Raw genomic sequence first — 17,767 nt, 5'->3', positions numbered from 1 at the left:
GTGGACGACGGTTGGCCGCACATGGCCGAGCCTCGGGGGCGGAAGCTCTCTCCGGGGTGGGCGCCCGAGCGCCTTCGAGTTCCAGCGAGCAACCGAACGTGCATTTCCCGCCGGTTCGGTCTTGGATGTCGGTATGGACGGCAACCGAACTCCCGACCCGGTCCGCCTCGCGGCCGGGTCCGTCGCATTCGTCGGCGACGCGCTGCGATTCGCGGCGGGTACGACACTGGACCTTGCGCGCCGCGTGCCCGGGGTGGATGCGGGGCTGGCGGCGCTCGAGTCGCGTGGCGCCGAGACCTTGCGCGCGGCGGACGCGTTGACCGATCGCTTGCTGCATGCGGTGCTGCGCCGGGTGGTGGCGGCCGCCTTGACGGAGGTGGACATCACCGCGGTGGTCCGGGACCACGTCGACCTGGACACGATCGCCGAGGGGATCGACATCGAGCGGATCGTCGACCGAGTGGACGTCGACGCGATCGCGGCCCGGGTGGACATCGCGCCCATTCTGGACCGGGTGGACGTCAACGACATCGCCGCACGGGTCGATATCGAACAAATCATCGACAGGGTGGACGTGGACGCCATTGCGGCGAAGGTGGATGTGGACGCGGTGATCGAACGGGTCGATCTGGTCGATCTGTCGAACAGCGTCATCGAGGGCGTCGACCTGCCGCGGATCATCCGCGAATCGACGGGGTCGATTTCCACCGAGGCCGTGCGGGGGGCCCGCAGCCAGGGCATGCAGGCCGACGACGCCGTCGCCGGGTTCGTCGGCCGATTGTTCGGCAGGGGCGAGCCGGACGTGAAGACCGAGGGCGAGCGGGACGCCGACGGCGGTGCTCGGTGACGGGCGCCCGGCAGGATGACCCGCCGCACCGGCCCGCCGGCATCGTCACTCGCGGCCTCGGCGCGTTGATCGACATCGGGGTGGTGCTGTTCCTGATGGGTGGAATCTACGTGGGACTGATGTTCATCCGGTTGCTCTTCTCGCCGCAGGACTTTCGCTTCCCGCAGGCGCAGTTTCTGCTGTCCGCCACGACGTTCGTCGCGTTGTCGGTGCTGTATCTGACGGTGTGCTGGGGGACCAGCGGGCGGACCGTCGGTGCCGTGGCGATGGGGCTGCGGATGGTCAGCCGCAACGGCCGCCTGGTGCGGTGGCCGCGGTGCGCGGCCCGTGCGGTGCTGTGTGTGCTGTTCGGTTTCGGGCTGTTCTGGGCGGCCGTCGACCCGCGGCGGCGCTCCCTGCAGGACATTCTGTTGCGCACGTCGGTGGTTTACGACTGGCGGGCGGATCCCGGCCTGGTCGAGCATCGTTGAGACCGGACTCTGCCCCCGGAGACCGCTGCGGGGCATACTCGAACCCACATCGAATCGGGTAGACGATCGGAGAACCGGTGGTACAGGGATTGAAGTTGGGCTTGAAGGCGTCCGCGGAGCAGTTCGGTCCGCGCGACCTGGTGGAACTGGGCGTGATGGCCGAGGAACACGGCCTCGACAGCGTCACCGTCAGCGACCACTTCCAGCCCTGGCGGCACAACGGCGGCCATGCGCCGTTCTCGATCGCATGGATGACCGCCGTGGGGGAGCGCACTCAGCGTCTGCAGCTCGGCACCTCGGTGATGACTCCGACGTTCCGCTACAACCCGGCCGTCGTAGCGCAGGCGTTTGCGACAATGGGCTGCCTGTACCCAGGACGCGTCATGCTCGGTGTCGGCACCGGGGAGGCGCTCAATGAGATCGCGACCGGATTCAAGGGCGAATGGCCCGAGTTCAAGGAGCGTTTCGCGCGCCTGCGCGAGTCGGTGCAGCTGATGCGTGAGCTGTGGACCGGCAACCGCGTCGACTTCGAGGGCGAGTACTACCGCACCAAGGGCGCATCGATCTACGACGTTCCCGAGGGCGGCATCCCCGTGTACATCGCCGCGGGCGGTCCCGTCGTGGCGCGCTACGCGGGTCGCGCCGGCGATGGCTTCATCTGCACGTCCGGTAAGGGCATGGACCTGTACACCGAGAAGCTGATGCCCGCGGTAACGGAGGGCGCCGAAAAAGTGGGGCGCAACGTCGCCGACATCGACCGGATGATCGAGATCAAGATCTCGTACGACACCGATCCTGCGGCCGCGCTGGAGAACACCCGCTTCTGGGCACCGCTGTCGTTGACGCCGGAGCAGAAGCACAGCATCGAGGACCCGATCGAGATGGAGGCCGCTGCCGACGCGCTGCCGATCGAGCAGGTTGCCAAGCGCTGGATCGTGGCGTCGGATCCGGACGAGGCGGTCGCGCTCGTCAAGCCGTACCTCGACGCGGGTCTCAACCACTTGGTGTTCCACGCGCCCGGCCACGACCAGAAGCGGTTCCTCGACCTCTTCGAACGCGACCTCGCGCCGCGCCTGCGTGCCCTGGCCTGACAGTTGCCGTGAAGCGGGTCCAACTTCTCAGCGGCGGGTGAGCGCGAACATCCGCAGGTTCCGGTCGGTGCGGCCCTGATACACCGCGTAGGCACCGGCCAGTTCGATGAACTGCTGGTAGAGCCGGTCCTTGTCCTCGCCGGTGACTTCAGTGGCGAGGACGGGGATGTCGCGCCCGGCCATCGTGACACTCACTGCGGGGTGCGCCAGCAGGTTCGACGTCCACGCCGGGTGGTGCTGCTGCCCGAAGTTGCTGCCCACGACCACGAGGCGGTCGCCGTCGCGGATGTAGAGCAGCGGGGTGGTTCGCCGCTGCCCGGACTTGCGGCCGACGGTGTTGAGCAGCACTGTCGGTGCGCCGATGGGGCCCAGGACGGTGTACCGGCCCTTGCTGCGTTCGAGCAGTCTGCGGTCGACTCCGGCGAGCCGGCGGATGGTCCACGACCCCAGTCGGGTGGACGCAAACGCGGTGCCCGGGCGACGCAGGATGCTGTTCTCCGAACCCCATCGCACGTCCGGGAATGACGATTCGCTCATGGACGCCGATTATGCGCGATCGTCACTAGGCTGTCGCTCATGGCTGATTCGGGCAATGTATCGAGCGTTTACATCGCTTCGCCGGAGGGGGATACCGGAAAATCGACCGTCGCACTGGGCGTGCTGCAGATGCTGTGCGCGTCGACGGCACGGGTGGGGGTGTTCCGCCCCATTGCGCGCGGCACCGACGAGACGGACCACATTCTCGAGCTGCTCATCGACCACACCACCGCCGACCTGAACTACGAGCAGTGCCTCGGTGTGACTTACGAGCAGGTGCATGAGGATCCCGACGGCGCCCTCAGCGAGATAGTCTCGCGCTACCACCAGGTGGCCGAGCACTGCGACGCGGTGGTGATCGTCGGTTCCGACTACACCGATATCGCCAGTCCCAGTGAGCTCGGTTACAACGCCCGGATCGCGGCCAACCTCGAGGCGCCGGTACTGCTGACACTGCGCGGGGTACATCGCAGCCCGGTGGAAGTACGTCAGCTGGCGCAGCTGTGCGCGGTGGAGCTGGGCGCGCAGCACGCGCACCTGGTCGCGATCGTGGCGAACCGTTGCGCGCCGGAGATGCTCGACGAGTATGCCTCGGCCCTCGAATCATTGGGGGTGCCGGCGTGGAGCCTGCCGGAGATCCCACTGCTGGTCGCGCCCACGATGGCCGAGCTGCTCGATGCTGTCGAGGGCCGCTTGTACAGTGGCGACACCGCGCTGATGCAGCGCGAGGCGCTGAAGGTGATGGTGGGTGGGATGACGGCGGAACACATCCTCGAACGCCTCGGCGAGGGCACGGTGGTGATCGTGCCCGGTGACCGTTCCGACGTTCTCCTGGCGATGATGAACGCGCATGAGGCGCAGGGATTTCCGTCACTTTCCGGCATTATCATGAACGGCGGAATCGCGCCGCACCCAGCGATTGCGAAGCTGATGGCGGGACTCAATCCGCGGCTGCCGATCCTGGCCACCGAGATGGGCACGTTCGACACCGCCCATACTGCGGCTCAGACCCGTGGCCGGGTGGCGGTCGGCTCGCTGCGCAAGGTCGATACCGCGCTGAGTCTGATGGAGCGCCGGGTGGACGCTCCGACCCTGATCGAGCGGTTGCGTCTGCGAATCCCGTCGGTGATGACTCCACAGATGTTCGAGTACCAGCTGATCGACCGGGCTCGCTCGGACCGCAAGCACATCGTCCTCCCCGAGGGCGAGGACGATCGAATCCTGCGGGCCGCTGGACGCCTGCTCCGCAGGCAGGTGGTGGACCTGACGATCCTCGGTGAAGAGGCGAAGGTTCGGGCCCGCGCTGCCGAACTGGGGGTGGACCTCTCGTCGGCGCTGGTGCTCGATCCCACGCAGTCGGACTACATCACCGAGTTTGCGATCGAGTACGCCCGATTGCGCGCCCACCGCGGTATGACGGTGGAGCGCGCCCGCGAGGTCATGGCGGACATCTCCTATTTCGGAACAATGATGGTTCACAGGGGGCTTGCCGACGGCATGGTGTCCGGTGCCTCGCACACCACGGCCCATACGATCCGGCCGTCGCTCGAGATCATCAAGACACAGCCCGGAGTGTCGACGGTGTCGAGCGTGTTCCTGATGTGTCTGTCGGACCGGGTGCTCGCGTATGGGGACTGCGCCGTCGTTCCGGATCCCACGGCCGAGCAGCTCGCCGACATTGCGATCTCGTCGGCCGGGACCGCGGCTCGGTTCGGAATCGACCCGCGGGTCGCGATGCTGTCGTACTCGACGGGTGATTCGGGGTCCGGGGTGGACGTCGACAAGGTGCGCACCGCGACGGCTCTGGTCCGCCAGCGGCGTCCGGACCTGTTGGTGGAGGGCCCAATCCAGTACGACGCCGCCGTCGAGCCGACGGTTGCGAATGCGAAGCTGCCCGGATCGGAGGTCGCCGGCCGCGCTACGGTTTTCGTGTTCCCGGACCTCAACACCGGCAACAATACGTACAAGGCGGTGCAGCGTAGTGCCGGTGCCGTCGCGGTGGGGCCGGTGCTGCAGGGCCTGAACAAACCAGTGAACGACCTGTCCCGGGGCGCGCTGGTGCAGGACATCGTCAATACCGTCGCGATCACCGCTGTCCAGGCACAGGACGGTCCCGAGAAGGATATGACATCGTGACCGAATCTATTGTGCTGGTAATCAATTCGGGGTCTTCCTCGATCAAGTTCCAGCTGGTGCATCCGGTGACGGGGGACGCGATCGGGTCCGGTCTGGTGGAGCGGATCGGGGAGCCGGTGGGCCGCATCGTCTACCGGTATGCGGGCGGGGTGATGGAGCGTGAACTGCACCTTCCCGATCACATTGCCGGCCTGCGAGCCGCGGAGGCTGTGATCGCCGAGACCGGCCCGCCGCTACGCGAGCGTGGCATCGTGGCCGTAGGGCACCGGGTGGTCCACGGCGGCGCGGTGTTTCACGAGCCGACCATTGTCGACGACGCCGTGCTGAAGGAACTGCGCCGGCTGTCCACCCTCGCGCCGCTGCACAACCTGCCCAACGTGATCGGCATCGAGGTGGCGCGCCGGCTGCTGCCGGACGTCCCGCATGTCGCGGTGTTCGACACCGCGTTCTTCCATACGCTGCCCGATGCCGCTGCGACGTATGCAATCGATGCGGAGGTGGCCCGCACGAACCGGATCCGCCGCTACGGTTTTCATGGAACCTCGCACGAGTACGTGAGCGGCAGAGCGGCGGACTTCCTGGGTCGCGACGGCGCGGACCTTCGCCAGATCGTCCTGCACCTCGGGAACGGCGCATCGGCGTCCGCGATCCGGGGCGGGCGGGCGATCGACACGTCGATGGGCATGACCCCGCTCGAGGGCCTCGTGATGGGCACCCGCAGCGGCGACATCGACCCGGGTGTCATCCTGTATCTGCACCGGAATGCCGGTATGAAGGTGGATGAGATCGACGACCTGCTCAACCGGCACTCAGGGCTCAAGGGCCTGTGCGGGGAGAACGACTTCCGGTCGGTGCTCGAACTCGTGGCCGACGGCAATCCCGACGCGAAGCTGGCGTACGACGTGTACGTGCACCGGCTGCGCCGCTACATCGGCGCGTATCTCGTAGAGCTCGGCGGCGTCGATGCCGTCACCTTCACCGGAGGGGTGGGGGAAAACAATGTCGACGTCCGCCGCGACTCCCTTGCCGGACTCGAGGGTCTCGGTATCGTGATCGACGAGACCCGCAACGAGTCGCCGGAACGGGTGGCGCGCCGGATCAGTTCCGACACCTCGGCGGTCGAGGTGTTGGTGGTGCCCACCAACGAGGAGCTCGCCATCGCACGGAAGGCGATCGCGCTCTCCTGACTCGGAAAAGTGGTGCCACTAGGCCGGTGTGATCGGGACCTTCGACCCTCGTGGCGGAACCATCGGAAGTCCGACTATTTCGGATATGGTTGCCAACCCCGAGATCGACCTTGCTCCAACGCGAACGCCGACGCCATCACGACCGGCGCCGGCCCGCCGCGCGACAGTGGGACCCAAGGGCTCGTTCATCTACAAGATGATCACGACCACCGATCCCAAGGTGCTCGGTGTCATGTACCTGGTCACCGCGTTCGCGTTCTTCCTCATCGGTGGCCTCATGGCGCTGCTGATGCGGACCGAGTTGGCGATCCCGGGCTTGCAGTTTCTGTCGAACGAGCAGTTCAACCAGCTGTTCACGATGCACGGCACGATCATGCTGCTGCTGTACGCGACTCCGGTCGTGTTCGGCTTCGCCAACTTTCTGGTCCCTCTGCAGATCGGCGCGCCGGACGTGAGCTTCCCACGCCTCAACGCGCTGAGCTACTGGATGTATTTGTTCGGTGGTCTCATCGCGACGGCCGGCTTCATCACCCCGGGTGGCGCCGCCGACTTCGGGTGGACCGCCTACGTGCCGCTGTCGAATGCGGTGCACTCGCCGGGTCTGGGCGCCGACCTGTGGATCATCGGATTGACTCTCGGTGGTGTCGGCACCATCCTCGGTGGCGTCAACTTCATCACCACCATCGTGTGCCTGCGTGCCCCCGGCATGACCATGTTCCGGATGCCGATCTTCACGTGGAACATCCTCATCACGTCGCTGCTGATTCTGCTGGTGTTTCCGCTGCTCGCGGCCGCGCTCATCGGTCTGTGGGTGGACCGTCACCTCGGTGCGCATCTGTTCGACCCGGCGACGGGTGGAGTCATGTTGTGGCAGCACCTGTTCTGGTTCTTCGGTCATCCCGAGGTGTACGTCATCGCGCTGCCGTTCTTCGGCATCGTCTCGGAGATCTTCCCGGTGTTCTCCCGTAAGCCGATCTTCGGCTACAGCGGCCTGGTGTACGCGACCATGGGTATTGCGGCACTCTCGATCGCGGTGTGGGCGCACCACATGTATGCGACGGGAGCCGTTCTGCTGCCGTTCTTCTCGTTCATGACGTTCCTCATCGCGGTTCCGACCGGGGTGAAGTTCTTCAACTGGATCGGCACGATGTGGCGCGGTCAGCTGACGTTCGAATCGCCGATGCTCTTCGCGGTCGGCTTCCTGGTGACCTTCCTCTTCGGTGGGTTGTCGGGCGTGCTGCTGGCCAGCCCGCCGATCGACTTCCACGTCACCGACTCGTACTTCGTTGTCGCGCACTTCCACTACGTGCTGTTCGGCACCATCGTGTTCGCCACCTACGCGGGCATCTACTTCTGGTTCCCGAAGATGACCGGCCGGATGATGGACGAGCGGCTGGCGAAGGTTCACTTCTGGCTCACCCTGGTCGGTTTCCATGCGACCTTCCTGGTGCAGCACTGGCTGGGCGCCGAGGGCATGCCGCGTCGTTACGCGGACTACCTGCCGTCCGACGGCTTCACCATGCTGAACTCGATCTCGACGGTCGGCTCGTTCATCCTGGGCGCTTCGACGCTGCCGTTCCTGTGGAACGTCTTCAAGAGCTACCGCTACGGCGAGGTCGTCACGGTCGACGACCCGTGGGGCTACGGCAACTCGCTCGAATGGGCCACCAGTTGCCCGCCGCCGCGGCACAACTTCACCGAGCTGCCCCGGATCCGCAGCGAGCGTCCGGCCTTCGAGCTGCACTACCCGCACATGGTCGAGCGCATGCGCGAGGAGGCACACGTCGGAATCGGCCACGACAAGGGTAAGGGCGCCGGCAGGGAAACCGAGTTGCGGCACGAATCGAGGGTCTGACGATGGACGACGGGACGCGGTACGGCAACTGGATGGTCGATGTTCCACCCGTCGAACTGCGGCCGGATCCGGGCCGGATGCTGGCCCCGATGCTCTCCCTGGCATTGTCGTTGGCAACCCCACTGGTACTGCCGGTTCCGGTGACCGCACTGCTCGTCGCGGCCGCGCTGGGATGGATCGTGTCCCGAGTCCGGGAGGCCGGCAGGGGAGTACGGCTCAGAACAGGCTCCGCGGCCGCACCGCATTCGCCAGGTCGACCAGGGTGTAGCGGTGAGTGGGAGCGGGGGCGACGCGGGCCATCGCCCGCAACGCCGCCTCGGTGCCCGCCCGCAGGCCGCGTTCGGTGAACGGAACGCCCAGCAGCGGTTCGCGTCCCGTGGTGGTGTTGTGCCCGGAGAGGAGCCATTGCAGGGCGGTACCGAGCACCACGGTGCGCATCTGCGGCCCGCGTCGCTCGCCCGGGGGGAGGGCGCTCACCCGACGCGCCGATTCGCGCAGTGTCGATTCTTCGATGGCCCCGATCGGACGCTCCGAGAGGAGCGTCAGCACCGACGTCATCCGGGCCACCGTGTAGTGGCGTGAGCTCACCGGCACGCGGTCCAGCGCGTCGACGGCTGCCCGGTAATCGCCTTGCGCGGTGAGCTGCCGGGCCAGCCCGAAACCCGCGCTGACGATGTTGCGGTCGGTCCGCCAGACGATGCGGTACGAGCGCTCGGCGATCGACCGCCAGTGGTCGACATCGATATCGTGGCCGTGCTGGATCACCAGTTCGGCGGCAGCGGCCACCGCGAGCTCGGGAGCGGACTCGCCGGGCATCGCTGCGAGCACGGATTCGAAACGGCCATGAGCGGATTCGTGCCGACCGCCGAGCAGGTCCGCAAGCCCCCGGTACCAGTCGATTCGCCATTCGTCCGGCCGGTCGCGTGCCAGCGTCTCGAGTAGTTCGTCGGCTCTCTCGCCGCTACCGAGGTCGAGGTGGGCGCGGATCTCGGCGAGCATCAGCTCGAGCGACGGGGCCGTTACACCGGGACGCGTGAGTTCCTGGTCCCGGGTTCGTCGCAGCGCATCGAGTGTCAGCTGTGGTTCGCTGTGCGCCGCGGCGGCCACGAGGTGGGCGCTGGGATCGTCCGGGTCGACCAGGGGGACAGGCAGCGCCTGCGCAACCGCGTGCGCGCTGAGCGTGGCGTCCCGCTCGATGCCGTCCGCGAACACGTCGGTCTGCTCCACGAACTCCTCGGCGCCGAACGTGGCGCGCTGCGGGCTGAACACCGGCGACATGCCGGGATGTTCTCGGCCGGTCTGCTGGGCGAGGATCTCCCGCAGCACCCCGGTGAGTTGTCCGGCGATCTCATCGGCAGAGCGGAAGCGCCGCAAGGGGTTCGGATTGGTCGCCCGTAGAAGTAGCCGGCGGAACGAGACGTACTGCGCGAGCAGTGGCGCCTCATCCGGGGAGGGCAGGCCGTCGAGGTAACGGCCGTTCTCGGAGGGCAGGTCGAGGGTGAGGGCTGCGAGCGTGCGGCCCACCGTGTAGATGTCGGAGGCCACTGTCGGGCCGGTCTCGGGGACCTCCGGAGCCTGGTATCCGGGGGTCCCGTACAGGTAGCCGTAGCTTTCGATCGGGGCCACGGCGCCGAGATCGATCAGCTTGACCTGTTCGTCGGTGAGCATCACGTTCTCGGGCTTGAGATCGTTGTAGGCCAAACCGATCGAGTGCAGGTAGGCCAGCGCCGGCAGGATCTCGAGCACATAGGCGATAGCCTCTTCGACTGGCAGCCGTTCCGGCCGCGAATGCGTCGCGAGTATGTCCCGCAGCGACGCGCCGCCGACGTACTCCATCACCAGGTACCCGCACGGTTCGCCATCGGCGCGTGGATGTTCGACGAAGTTGTAGATGCGCACGATGCTCGGATGAGCCACCTCCGCGAGGAACTGGCGTTCGGCGAGCGCGACCGCGTGGGCCTCGGAGTCGCCGAAGTGCAGCAGCCCCTTGAGGACCACCCAGCGGTCATCGACGTTGCGGTCGACGGCCAGATACACCCAGCCGAGGCCACCGTGGGCGATGCAGCCCTGTACCTCGTACTGTCCCGCAACCAGTTCGCCGGGCGAGAGCAGTGGCGCGAACTGGAATGGTGCCCCGCAGTGCGGGCAGATTCCGGACGTGGCCCCGGGCCCGTCAGCGGTGGTACGCCCGACCGGCCGGCTGCACCTCCAGCAGAACCGTTTACGCTCGGGCACATAGGGATCGGTCAGAACTGCCGATGTGGGATCGCGTCGCGGAACAGGCGGCACCTCGACCAGACCTCCGCCGAGCCGGCGGCGCAGGGTAGTGCGGGCACGCTGGGTGCGGTCGCTGCGTCGTCCCGTGGTCTGGGACACCTCTTGGGTGGGTGTCGGTTCACCGAGGCCGGGCGACGCGCGCGTCACCGCGATCTCATCCGCTTCGTCCGGATCGTTCTCTCCCGCAGTCTTTCCGGTCATCACTCCTCGGCTCTGTCGATTGCCTCAGTTCGATGCAGCGTCGGCGGTCGTCGGGGCGCGGGCCCGATGGGCGGTCACTGGTACTCCCTCAACCGGGGCCACAGCCCCACCGGGATGCCGATCGCGGCGACAACGGTCAATACCACCGCGCCCGGCCCCAGCGCGGACAGCACTGTCGATGAGCGAGAGATGTCCCGTCGGAGCTCCGCCCGCGCGCTGTCGGCGGCGTTGGTGAGCGCGCCGTCCACCGCCGAGAATTGTGCGGCCGAGCTGTCCGGATCGGCGCCCGCCGTCATCGCCGCGGCAGACATCCAGTCACCGCTCGACAGCGCGTCCAGCATGCGCTGGTGGGACGCGTCCCACTGGCTCAGCTCCACCGAGGCACGGGCGACATCGTCGCGGCCGATACGGGCCGTGTACGTGTCGAGCAGATTGTGCAACTCGGTGGTGGCGGCGTTGAACGCCCGGGCGTGGTTCTCGGACTCGTCTCGCCGGACCAGCTGCAGGGTCTCCTCGGTCCGTGCCTGCTGCGCGAGGATGCGTGCGGCATCGAGTGTCGTGAGCGGACGCGAGCCCTCGGTCACCGCCCGGTGCGCACTGGTCGCCGAGACGAGGCCGGCGATCAGCATCCATGCGAGCAGCACAGCCACCATTGCGGTGGTGAACACCAGGCCCGGGTTGAGCGTGCGCCGGGTCCGCCGCGCCATCACGATCTGCGTCGCGACGAACGCGATCAGCAGCGCCACCAGCAACCCGATCGGCGTCCACAGGGGACGTCCGAATCCTGACTGCGGTGCCGTGGCGGCGGCGGCCCGCTCACTGTGCAGGGCCTCCGCGAGCGGCAGCAACCGGGTCTGCATCAGGGTCGATGCCTCTGCCAGATACGCCCCACCCATCGGATTGCCCGCGCGGTTGTTGGTTCGCGCGGTCTCCACCAGGCCCGTGTACACCGGCAGGTCGGTGGAGATTTGAGTGAGCAGCCGTCGGCTGGTGTCGTCGCCGGGCAGACCGTCCGATGTGGACACCAGCTCGGCCGCCGCCGTCCCGACCGCCTGCGTGTACGTATCGCGCACCGCCTGCGGCTCCACCCCTCCCGAGAGGAAGGCAGTTGCCGCGGCGGCATCGGCCACCGACAGCGAGGCGTACAGGTTTTGCGTCGATTGGGCGAGCGGTTCGGTGGTGGTGAGCAGCGTGTCGATCTCCTGCTTGCGCTCGTTGACCGTGGCCGACGCGATCAGGCCCACAGCGAGCGTGCCGAGCAGCAGTGCGACGCCGACCGCGAGCAGCCGCGCCGGGGTGGACCGCAGCAGTTCGCTGAGGGGAATCTGGGGTGAGAGGGCAGTCGAGGTTTCCCGCCGGGTCGGATCCCCCGACGGCTTCCGCTGCGTCGTGTTCCCCAGTATCGCGTAGTGATGCCGTGTCACGGCAGTCGCCTCGGCTTCCGAAGGTCATGTGGTTCGGGTCCGTATGCCGAGCATATAAGCAGGACCGGCAGGTTGATCCGCCATTGCGGTCCTGTCGCGGGGAATACTGTGGGGACAGGCGAGTGGCTCGGCGAACAGGGCAGGTGAGGGGTACTCCATGCGCGGTGACGGAGACGGGTGGGCAACCACCCCGGACGGGGTGCGACATTGGGGTCGGCACGGCGCGGCGGGGCTGTTGCTACGCGCTCCGCTGCCGGGCGGATCGGCCTCGGTCCTGCTCCAGCATCGAGCGGCGTGGAGCCACCAGGGCGGCACGTGGGCCCTGCCGGGCGGCGCGCGGGACAGCCACGAGACCACCGTCCACGCGGCAGTCCGCGAGGCGCAGGAGGAGACGGGCATCGACGTGGACGCGGTGCAGGTGCGCACCGAGCGGGTGACCGCGAGCGTCGACGGCGGCTGGACGTACACGACGGTGATCGCCGACGTGTCGGCGCCACTGCCGGTTGTCCCCAATGGTGAGAGCACCGAGCTGCGCTGGGTGCCTGAGAACGAGGTGGAGTGCATGCCGTTGCACCCCGGCTTCGCGGTGGCCTGGCCGACATTGCGCACCACCGAGATGAGGGTGCTGTTGGATACCGCGAACGTGCTCGGTTCGCGACCGAACGGTTGGTGGCGTGATCGCGCGGGCGCGACGACGGACCTGCTGGATCGGATCGCACAGGTGCTGCCGCGCACGATCGAACTGCCCGACGGCGGATTCGGCTGGCTGCCGCGGATCGAGGCTGTGCTCGAGGGTCAGGCCCGCGGCGCCGAGTATCTCGACGCCCGGGTACCGGTGCACGCGGCCGGGGGCAGCGGCGACGACGCAGTGGCCGCGCTCGCGTCGGGGGCAGCGACCCTGACCGCAGTCGTCACCGCCGACCGCGGCCTACGCGGACGGTTGCCGGCCTCGGTGCTGGCGCTGTCACCGTCCACCGTGCTGGCGTGGCTGGACTGATCGGTCAGCCGCGGTTGATGACGAACCGTCGGCCGGTGATCGACGTCGGCCGGATCTCCACGAAGTTGAACTTGTCGGTGGGCACCCACGACTGCAGGTCCAGCGCTTCGGCGGCGTTGATCTCGTCGAACCGCACCAGCGTGCGGGCCGCACCGTGCACGACGACGCTCCAGCCCGCGGTGTCGTCGGCGTGGTCCGCCTGGAAGGCGACCTGTGGGTGCACGGTGATCTCGGCGAGCTTGTCGCCCTCCGCGGTGCGGAAGTACACCTTGTCCTCGCGGACCGCGTAGTTCACCGGATAGATCTCCGGCGTTCCGTCTATCACCACGACGAGCCGGCCGAGGCGGCCGGTGCGCAGTTGCTCCCAGCTCTCCTGCTCGGTGAGCGCGGTGACGGGTCCGGTGGTGCGGGGCTGGTCCGGCATGTCTGCTCCGATCCTCGATGACCTTCTACCGTCGACTCTGCCCCCTCGTGAGGTCGCATGCCAGCAGGTTGGAGTGTGAGCTGCGCATCAGTGGTCGAGGATCCGGCGGAGTTGCCGAGCCTGCGCGGCGAGTTCACCGCTGGAGGTGAACAGTTCGGTCTCGTCCACGCACAGGTCGGGTGTCCACCACACCGTTCGGTGCCGCAGCCGGTGCCATGGTCCGGCCGAGGTGTGCACGGCCGGCGCGAAGTGAGCGGTGATCTCCGTCGTCGGGATCGGCACAGGCATGGTTCGGGTTGCGAACAGCCCCGGGGGCAGGGCGTCGAGCAGGATCGCCGCGCGTTCGACGCCGGTGAACTCTAGTGTCGGGAGGAGCCGGATCCACACGTCGAATTCGGGTTCGGCGCCACCCGCGAACGGCCGGGCCGAGTTGATCGGCCGGATGTCGAGGTGCTGCGAGAACGGTACGAAGTCGACCGGAATATCCAGGGCGGGAAGCTTCTCCGGATTGTCCGCGGCATCGGACATCGGCGCATGGACGGCGGGGGCGATGTTGCGCGACAGCCGGACAAGTGCCGTGGCGGCCGAGTCGAGGTCCACCTGCACGCCGGGCGAGCGGCCCCCGTGCCCGGGGCGGACCGTGGCGGCAATCGGACCGGGGCGCACCGGGGCGTAGAAGTGCGCGGTGGCGGCGACGGGAACCGCATCGGTCTCGACGGCCGCGGCGCGCAGCATGGCGGCGAGCACGAGCCCGCCGTGGATGCCGTCGAACGCGCGCCACGTGTCGTCGAAGTGTCCGGGGAACGGGGTGAGGGTTGTGGTCATACCGAGAACTCCTGTGCAGTAACGGTTTGCTGGATACGTGGGGCGGCGGGGCGCGGCGACATCGCGAGCGCAGTAACGGCGCCGAGCGCCGCGAGTCCGGCGATCGTCCACCATGCGGCGGTGAAGCCGGAGGCGGCGAGCACCGCGACCAGGACGGCGATGCCGAGGACGCTGCCGATCTGGCGGCTGGTATTGACGACGGCGCTACCGGTCGCACCCTGCGCCGCGGGCAGTGTCGCGGCGGCGGTGGACAGGATCGTGGGCAGGGCCAGTCCGACGCCCGCACCGACGATCAGCCAGCCGGGCAGCAGGCCGGTCGTGTAGTTGGCGGTGGCTTGGCCCTGCCCACCGACGCTGAGGAGGATCAGTACGGTGCCGCCCCCGCACAGTGTGCTGCCGAGTGCGGTGACGACACCGGTCGGCAGGCGTCTGCTCAGGATCTGGCCGACCACCGCGAACGCCGGCACCAGCATCGGTCCGGGTGCGATTGCGAGTCCGGTGCGCAGCGCGGAGTAGTCCCACTGGTTCTGCATCCACAGTATGTTCGCGAGAAGTCCGGCCGCGAACGACGCACTGAACGCGATCGCGGTGACATTGGCCCATGCGAAGGGACGCACCCGCAGCAGCGCCGGGTCGAGGAGGGGGTTCCGGTGCCGCACAGTGCGGCGGGCGAACCAGGCGAGCGCGAGCACTCCGAGGACAGCGGCCGCGAGCGTGCCGGAATGTGTCCATCCCCATTCGGGGCCCTGCACCAGGGCGAGGGACACTGCGCCGACGCCGAACGCGAGGACGGCCGCGCCGGTGAGGTCGACGGCGGTCGGGTTCGGGTCACGGGATTCGGGCACCGTGCGCGCGGCCACCCACAGTAGGACCAGTCCGATGGGCACGTTGATCAGGAAGATCCAGCGCCACGACGCGGCCACGAGCAACCCGCCGACGACAGGTCCGAAGGCGGCCGCCGCTGCGCCCGTCGCGGCCCACAGTCGCACGCCGAACGCACGTTTGGCGTCGGGCATGGCGGCGATGACCAGACCGAGACTAGCGGGGGTGAGGGCGGCGGCTCCTGCGGCCTGGAGCAGCCGGAATGCGACCAGTGCCCACAGCGACGGTGCAAAGGCGCATGCCGCGCTGGCGACGGTGAACAGCGCGAGTCCGGCGAGGAAGGCGCGGCGGCGTCCGATCCGGTCGGCCCAGCGGCCGGCGGGTATCAGCAGGGCGGCGTAGACGATCGCGTATCCGCTGAGTACCCAGCTCAGGTGCGCGAGCGAGGTGCCGGGAAAGTTGGCGGCGATGTCGTCCAGGGCGACGTTGACGATGAAGAGATCCAGGCTGGCCACGAACGGGGCGCCGGAAAGGACTGCAAGAAGCACCCCTGAACGCTGACTTTTGTTTGCCATGGTCAGGAGTGTGGACCCTGGCTATCACTTTTACAAGTCAGAACGTTTTGCGCACTTGTCGTGACTTCAGGGCGACGGATTCAGCGCGAAGTGCGCAAGACGCGCGGGCGGGGAGCGTCAGGAGGCGGAGTTGCGTCCGTTCTCCACCTTGTTCTTCACCAGCACGATCGGGAGGAGGACGGTCGCGAGGGCGGTCGCCAGCCACACGACGATGGTCGCGAGGATCCACGTCCGCCAGCCCGAGATGGACAGGCCACCGAACGCCGATGCAATGATCAGGGCGACGAAGGTGGACACCAGGCCGATCCCGCCGAGGAAGGCCGACGCGTTCTTGGCGGCGACCTTCATGATGAACGGCGACAGCACGCTCTGCGCGATCGCGAACACGACGACTGCGGTGGCAAAGCCGGATGCGCTCACCGACACCTCTGGCAGAAGCCACACGGCGGCGAGGATCCCGATCGCGGCGGATCCCAGGAAGATCGCGGCCCGTATCAGAAGGCGAATCATGTTACGGCCCTTTCGTCCCGACCCGGAGATCTCCGACGGATCGCGTGGTCGACTGGGGTGGAGTCTATCCAGCTCCGTATCGGGCGCGTCGCAGGTTGGTCGCTCGGCCGTGTTGGGCGCGTTGACATGCAATGCCGGCCTCCCGGACTGTGCAGCCTCTGGAGGTGGGCGTTGACGGCAGTCATCGCCGGTATCGTCTGGTGCGGGTTCCCGCTCCGGGAGTGGATTGTGCCCGCCTCGGCTTAGTTGCTTAGGCTCCGTATGAAGTTCGATCGAGGTATCGGATTCACGAGGGGGCGATCGCTGGTGCACGACAGGTCGCGCGGTTCGGTTGCCGCGCCCGAAATGCCTCGTCGGGTGTGGGATCTTGCGGTCCTGGCGTTGTGGGCGGCGGTCTCGGCGGTGCTGGTGTCGACCACCGTCCGCCTGTGGATGCCGAACATCGGCTTGTTCTCCGGTGGCGCCGATCTGGACGTGTACCGCGACGGCGCCCGGCACGTGATGGAGCACCTGCCGCTCTACACCCAGCCCGTCATCCACGGACTGCTCTACACCTACACTCCCTTCTCGACGCTTGCCTTCATCCCGCTCGGACTGCTGCCCATCGGTACCGGTCGGCACGTGTGGATGGGGATCAATCTGGTTCTGCTGGTGGTGATCGTTGCGCTGTGCTGGCGGATGCTCGGTTACCGGATCACCCCGTACGTCGTGACCTTGTCGGCGTTGCTGGCGGTCGCGTGTACGTTTCTCGAACCGGTCCGCACGACGCTGTTCTACGGCCAGATCAATCTCGTACTCATGCTGCTGGTGCTGTGGGATACCTCACGCGGCGAGCGCAGCAAGCTCGAGGGCATCGGTGTCGGCATCGCGGCGGGCATCAAGCTCACGCCGGGGTACTTCGTCCTCTACTACCTGGTACTGCGCCAGTGGCGGGCTGCGGCGGTGGCGGTCGGAACCATCGCGGCAACGATCGGGCTGAGCTGGCTTGTGCTGCCCGATGATTCGCGGCAGTACTGGACCAAGACGTTCTTCGAGTCCACCCGGATCGCGGCGGACACACACCCGTCGAACCAGTCGCTGCGGGGTGTCATCGCGCACCTGACCGGTGCGTCGGCGCCGCTGTGGCTGTGGCTGTCACTTGCAATGGTGGTGGTGGCCGGGAGTATGTGGGTGGTGTGGCGGCTGTATCACGGCGGGGAGCGCCTGCTCGCGGTGACGGTGACCGGCCTGACCGCCGCGGTGGTGTCCCCGTTCTCGTGGAGTCACCACTGGGTGTGGTTCGTGCCGTTGTTGGTGTACATCGTGCACCGGACGCTGACGAATCGCTGGTGGTGGATGGCCGCGCTGGTGGTGTACCTCGCTGCCGGCGCCTGGCCGTACCGGTGGGAAGAGGACAACGTGGTGGTGGGGCTGTTCTTGTTTCCGCCATGGTGGACCATCGCTGACGTGCTGATGAACATCTACGTCCTGCTGTACGTCGCGGTGATGATCGGCGCGACAATCATCGCGCGCCGCGCTGGACGCCCCATCCCCGACAGCGCCTTGCGCACTTAGCGCGGTTTCGCCGCTCGAGATCTCGCGACAAGTGC

15 protein-coding genes are annotated in these 17,767 nt (G+C 67.6%); 8 read left to right on the top strand and 7 right to left on the bottom strand.

The annotated features are described in order from the left end of the window. Positions 1–133: 133 nt before the first annotated feature. From ERC79_RS07680 to fgd, 3 genes are all read left to right on the top strand, one after another. Complete coding sequence (locus tag ERC79_RS07680; protein ID WP_131577102.1) at positions 134–847, top strand: hypothetical protein; 714 nt, start codon at positions 134–136, stop codon at positions 845–847. Then, complete coding sequence (locus ERC79_RS07675; RefSeq protein WP_131577101.1) at positions 844–1,317, top strand: RDD family protein; 474 nt, start codon at positions 844–846, stop codon at positions 1,315–1,317. Before ERC79_RS07680 ends, ERC79_RS07675 begins: the two co-directional genes overlap by 4 nt. 77 nt (positions 1,318–1,394) lie before the next feature. Beyond that, positions 1,395–2,408 (top strand): glucose-6-phosphate dehydrogenase (coenzyme-F420), encoded by a 1,014-nt coding sequence (fgd, locus tag ERC79_RS07670; protein WP_131577099.1) that lies wholly within the window; start codon positions 1,395–1,397, stop codon positions 2,406–2,408. 27 nt (positions 2,409–2,435) lie between these two features. Here fgd and ERC79_RS07665 read toward each other — a convergent pair whose 3' ends face one another. After that, the gene (locus ERC79_RS07665; RefSeq protein WP_131577098.1) at positions 2,436–2,945 is read right to left on the bottom strand and encodes a nitroreductase/quinone reductase family protein; all 510 of its coding nucleotides are present in this window, start codon (positions 2,943–2,945) and stop codon (positions 2,436–2,438) included. A 39-nt stretch (positions 2,946–2,984) separates the two neighbouring features. Between ERC79_RS07665 and pta the strand changes: the two genes are divergently transcribed. The 3 genes from pta to ctaD all read left to right on the top strand — a co-directional run bounded on the left by pta (position 2,985) and on the right by ctaD (position 8,123). Beyond that, entirely contained in the window at positions 2,985–5,081 is a 2,097-nt protein-coding gene (gene pta / locus ERC79_RS07660; RefSeq protein ID WP_131577096.1) for a phosphate acetyltransferase, read from the top strand. Then, on the top strand, positions 5,078–6,268 hold the full coding sequence (locus ERC79_RS07655) for an acetate kinase (RefSeq protein ID WP_131577095.1): 1,191 nt from the start codon (positions 5,078–5,080) through the stop codon (positions 6,266–6,268). Before pta ends, ERC79_RS07655 begins: the two co-directional genes overlap by 4 nt. Before the next feature lie 85 nt (positions 6,269–6,353). Next, positions 6,354–8,123 (top strand): cytochrome c oxidase subunit I, encoded by a 1,770-nt coding sequence (gene ctaD / locus ERC79_RS07650; protein WP_131577094.1) that lies wholly within the window; start codon positions 6,354–6,356, stop codon positions 8,121–8,123. Positions 8,124–8,339: 216 nt separating this feature from the next. On the opposite strand, the gene ERC79_RS07645 is transcribed toward ctaD, so the two are convergent. Together ERC79_RS07645 and ERC79_RS07640 are read right to left on the bottom strand one after the other, a co-directional pair. After that, on the bottom strand, positions 8,340–10,604 hold the full coding sequence (locus ERC79_RS07645) for a serine/threonine-protein kinase (RefSeq protein ID WP_131577092.1): 2,265 nt from the start codon (positions 10,602–10,604) through the stop codon (positions 8,340–8,342). A gap of 71 nt (positions 10,605–10,675) precedes the next feature. Continuing rightward, the gene (locus ERC79_RS07640; protein WP_207390438.1) at positions 10,676–12,025 is read right to left on the bottom strand and encodes a hypothetical protein; all 1,350 of its coding nucleotides are present in this window, start codon (positions 12,023–12,025) and stop codon (positions 10,676–10,678) included. A 157-nt stretch (positions 12,026–12,182) separates the two neighbouring features. Between ERC79_RS07640 and ERC79_RS07635 the strand changes: the two genes are divergently transcribed. Beyond that, positions 12,183–13,022, top strand: a complete 840-nt coding sequence (locus ERC79_RS07635) for an NUDIX hydrolase (RefSeq protein ID WP_131577091.1) — start codon at positions 12,183–12,185, stop codon at positions 13,020–13,022. A 4-nt stretch (positions 13,023–13,026) separates the two neighbouring features. Here the strand turns inward: ERC79_RS07635 and ERC79_RS07630 are convergent, their stop codons facing one another. From ERC79_RS07630 to ERC79_RS07615, 4 genes are all read right to left on the bottom strand, one after another. Then, the gene (locus ERC79_RS07630) at positions 13,027–13,446 is read right to left on the bottom strand and encodes a pyridoxamine 5'-phosphate oxidase family protein (protein WP_131577089.1); all 420 of its coding nucleotides are present in this window, start codon (positions 13,444–13,446) and stop codon (positions 13,027–13,029) included. Between the two features lie 87 nt (positions 13,447–13,533). Beyond that, positions 13,534–14,271, bottom strand: coding sequence for a thioesterase family protein (locus ERC79_RS07625; RefSeq protein ID WP_131577088.1), 738 nt, complete (start codon positions 14,269–14,271; stop codon positions 13,534–13,536). After that, positions 14,268–15,668: an MFS transporter gene (locus ERC79_RS07620; protein ID WP_131577086.1), complete on the bottom strand. Its 1,401-nt coding sequence runs from the start codon at positions 15,666–15,668 to the stop codon at positions 14,268–14,270. The genes ERC79_RS07625 and ERC79_RS07620 overlap by 4 nt, the downstream gene beginning before the upstream one ends. Positions 15,669–15,785: 117 nt before the next feature. Beyond that, positions 15,786–16,178, bottom strand: a complete 393-nt coding sequence (locus ERC79_RS07615; RefSeq protein WP_131577085.1) for a phage holin family protein — start codon at positions 16,176–16,178, stop codon at positions 15,786–15,788. 261 nt (positions 16,179–16,439) lie between these two features. Here ERC79_RS07615 and ERC79_RS07610 point away from each other — a divergent pair, with 261 nt between their 5' ends. Next, the gene (locus ERC79_RS07610; RefSeq protein WP_242676770.1) at positions 16,440–17,732 is read left to right on the top strand and encodes a glycosyltransferase 87 family protein; all 1,293 of its coding nucleotides are present in this window, start codon (positions 16,440–16,442) and stop codon (positions 17,730–17,732) included. The last annotated feature ends 35 nt before the right edge of the window (positions 17,733–17,767 follow it).

The organism is Rhodococcus sp. ABRD24, assembly GCF_004328705.1.
Lineage (GTDB): Bacteria > Actinomycetota > Actinomycetes > Mycobacteriales > Mycobacteriaceae > Prescottella.
Note: the sequence above shows the minus strand (reverse complement) of the source record. Positions and strands in the feature narration are given on the sequence as shown.

Excerpts from the sequence above, each read along its gene's own strand:
- ERC79_RS07610 (WP_242676770.1), top strand. The coding sequence starts at position 16,440 with ATGAAGTTCGATCGAGGTATCGGATTCACGAGGGGGCGATCGCTGGTG.
- ERC79_RS07630 (WP_131577089.1), bottom strand. The coding sequence starts at position 13,446 with ATGCCGGACCAGCCCCGCACCACCGGACCCGTCACCGCGCTCACCGAG.
- ERC79_RS07635 (WP_131577091.1), top strand. The coding sequence starts at position 12,183 with ATGCGCGGTGACGGAGACGGGTGGGCAACCACCCCGGACGGGGTGCGA.
- ERC79_RS07620 (WP_131577086.1), bottom strand. The coding sequence starts at position 15,668 with ATGGCAAACAAAAGTCAGCGTTCAGGGGTGCTTCTTGCAGTCCTTTCC.
- ERC79_RS07665 (WP_131577098.1), bottom strand. The coding sequence starts at position 2,945 with ATGAGCGAATCGTCATTCCCGGACGTGCGATGGGGTTCGGAGAACAGC.
- pta (WP_131577096.1), top strand. The coding sequence starts at position 2,985 with ATGGCTGATTCGGGCAATGTATCGAGCGTTTACATCGCTTCGCCGGAG.
- ERC79_RS07615 (WP_131577085.1), bottom strand. The coding sequence starts at position 16,178 with ATGATTCGCCTTCTGATACGGGCCGCGATCTTCCTGGGATCCGCCGCG.
- ERC79_RS07625 (WP_131577088.1), bottom strand. The coding sequence starts at position 14,271 with ATGACCACAACCCTCACCCCGTTCCCCGGACACTTCGACGACACGTGG.
- ERC79_RS07680 (WP_131577102.1), top strand. The coding sequence starts at position 134 with ATGGACGGCAACCGAACTCCCGACCCGGTCCGCCTCGCGGCCGGGTCC.
- ctaD (WP_131577094.1), top strand. The coding sequence starts at position 6,354 with ATGGTTGCCAACCCCGAGATCGACCTTGCTCCAACGCGAACGCCGACG.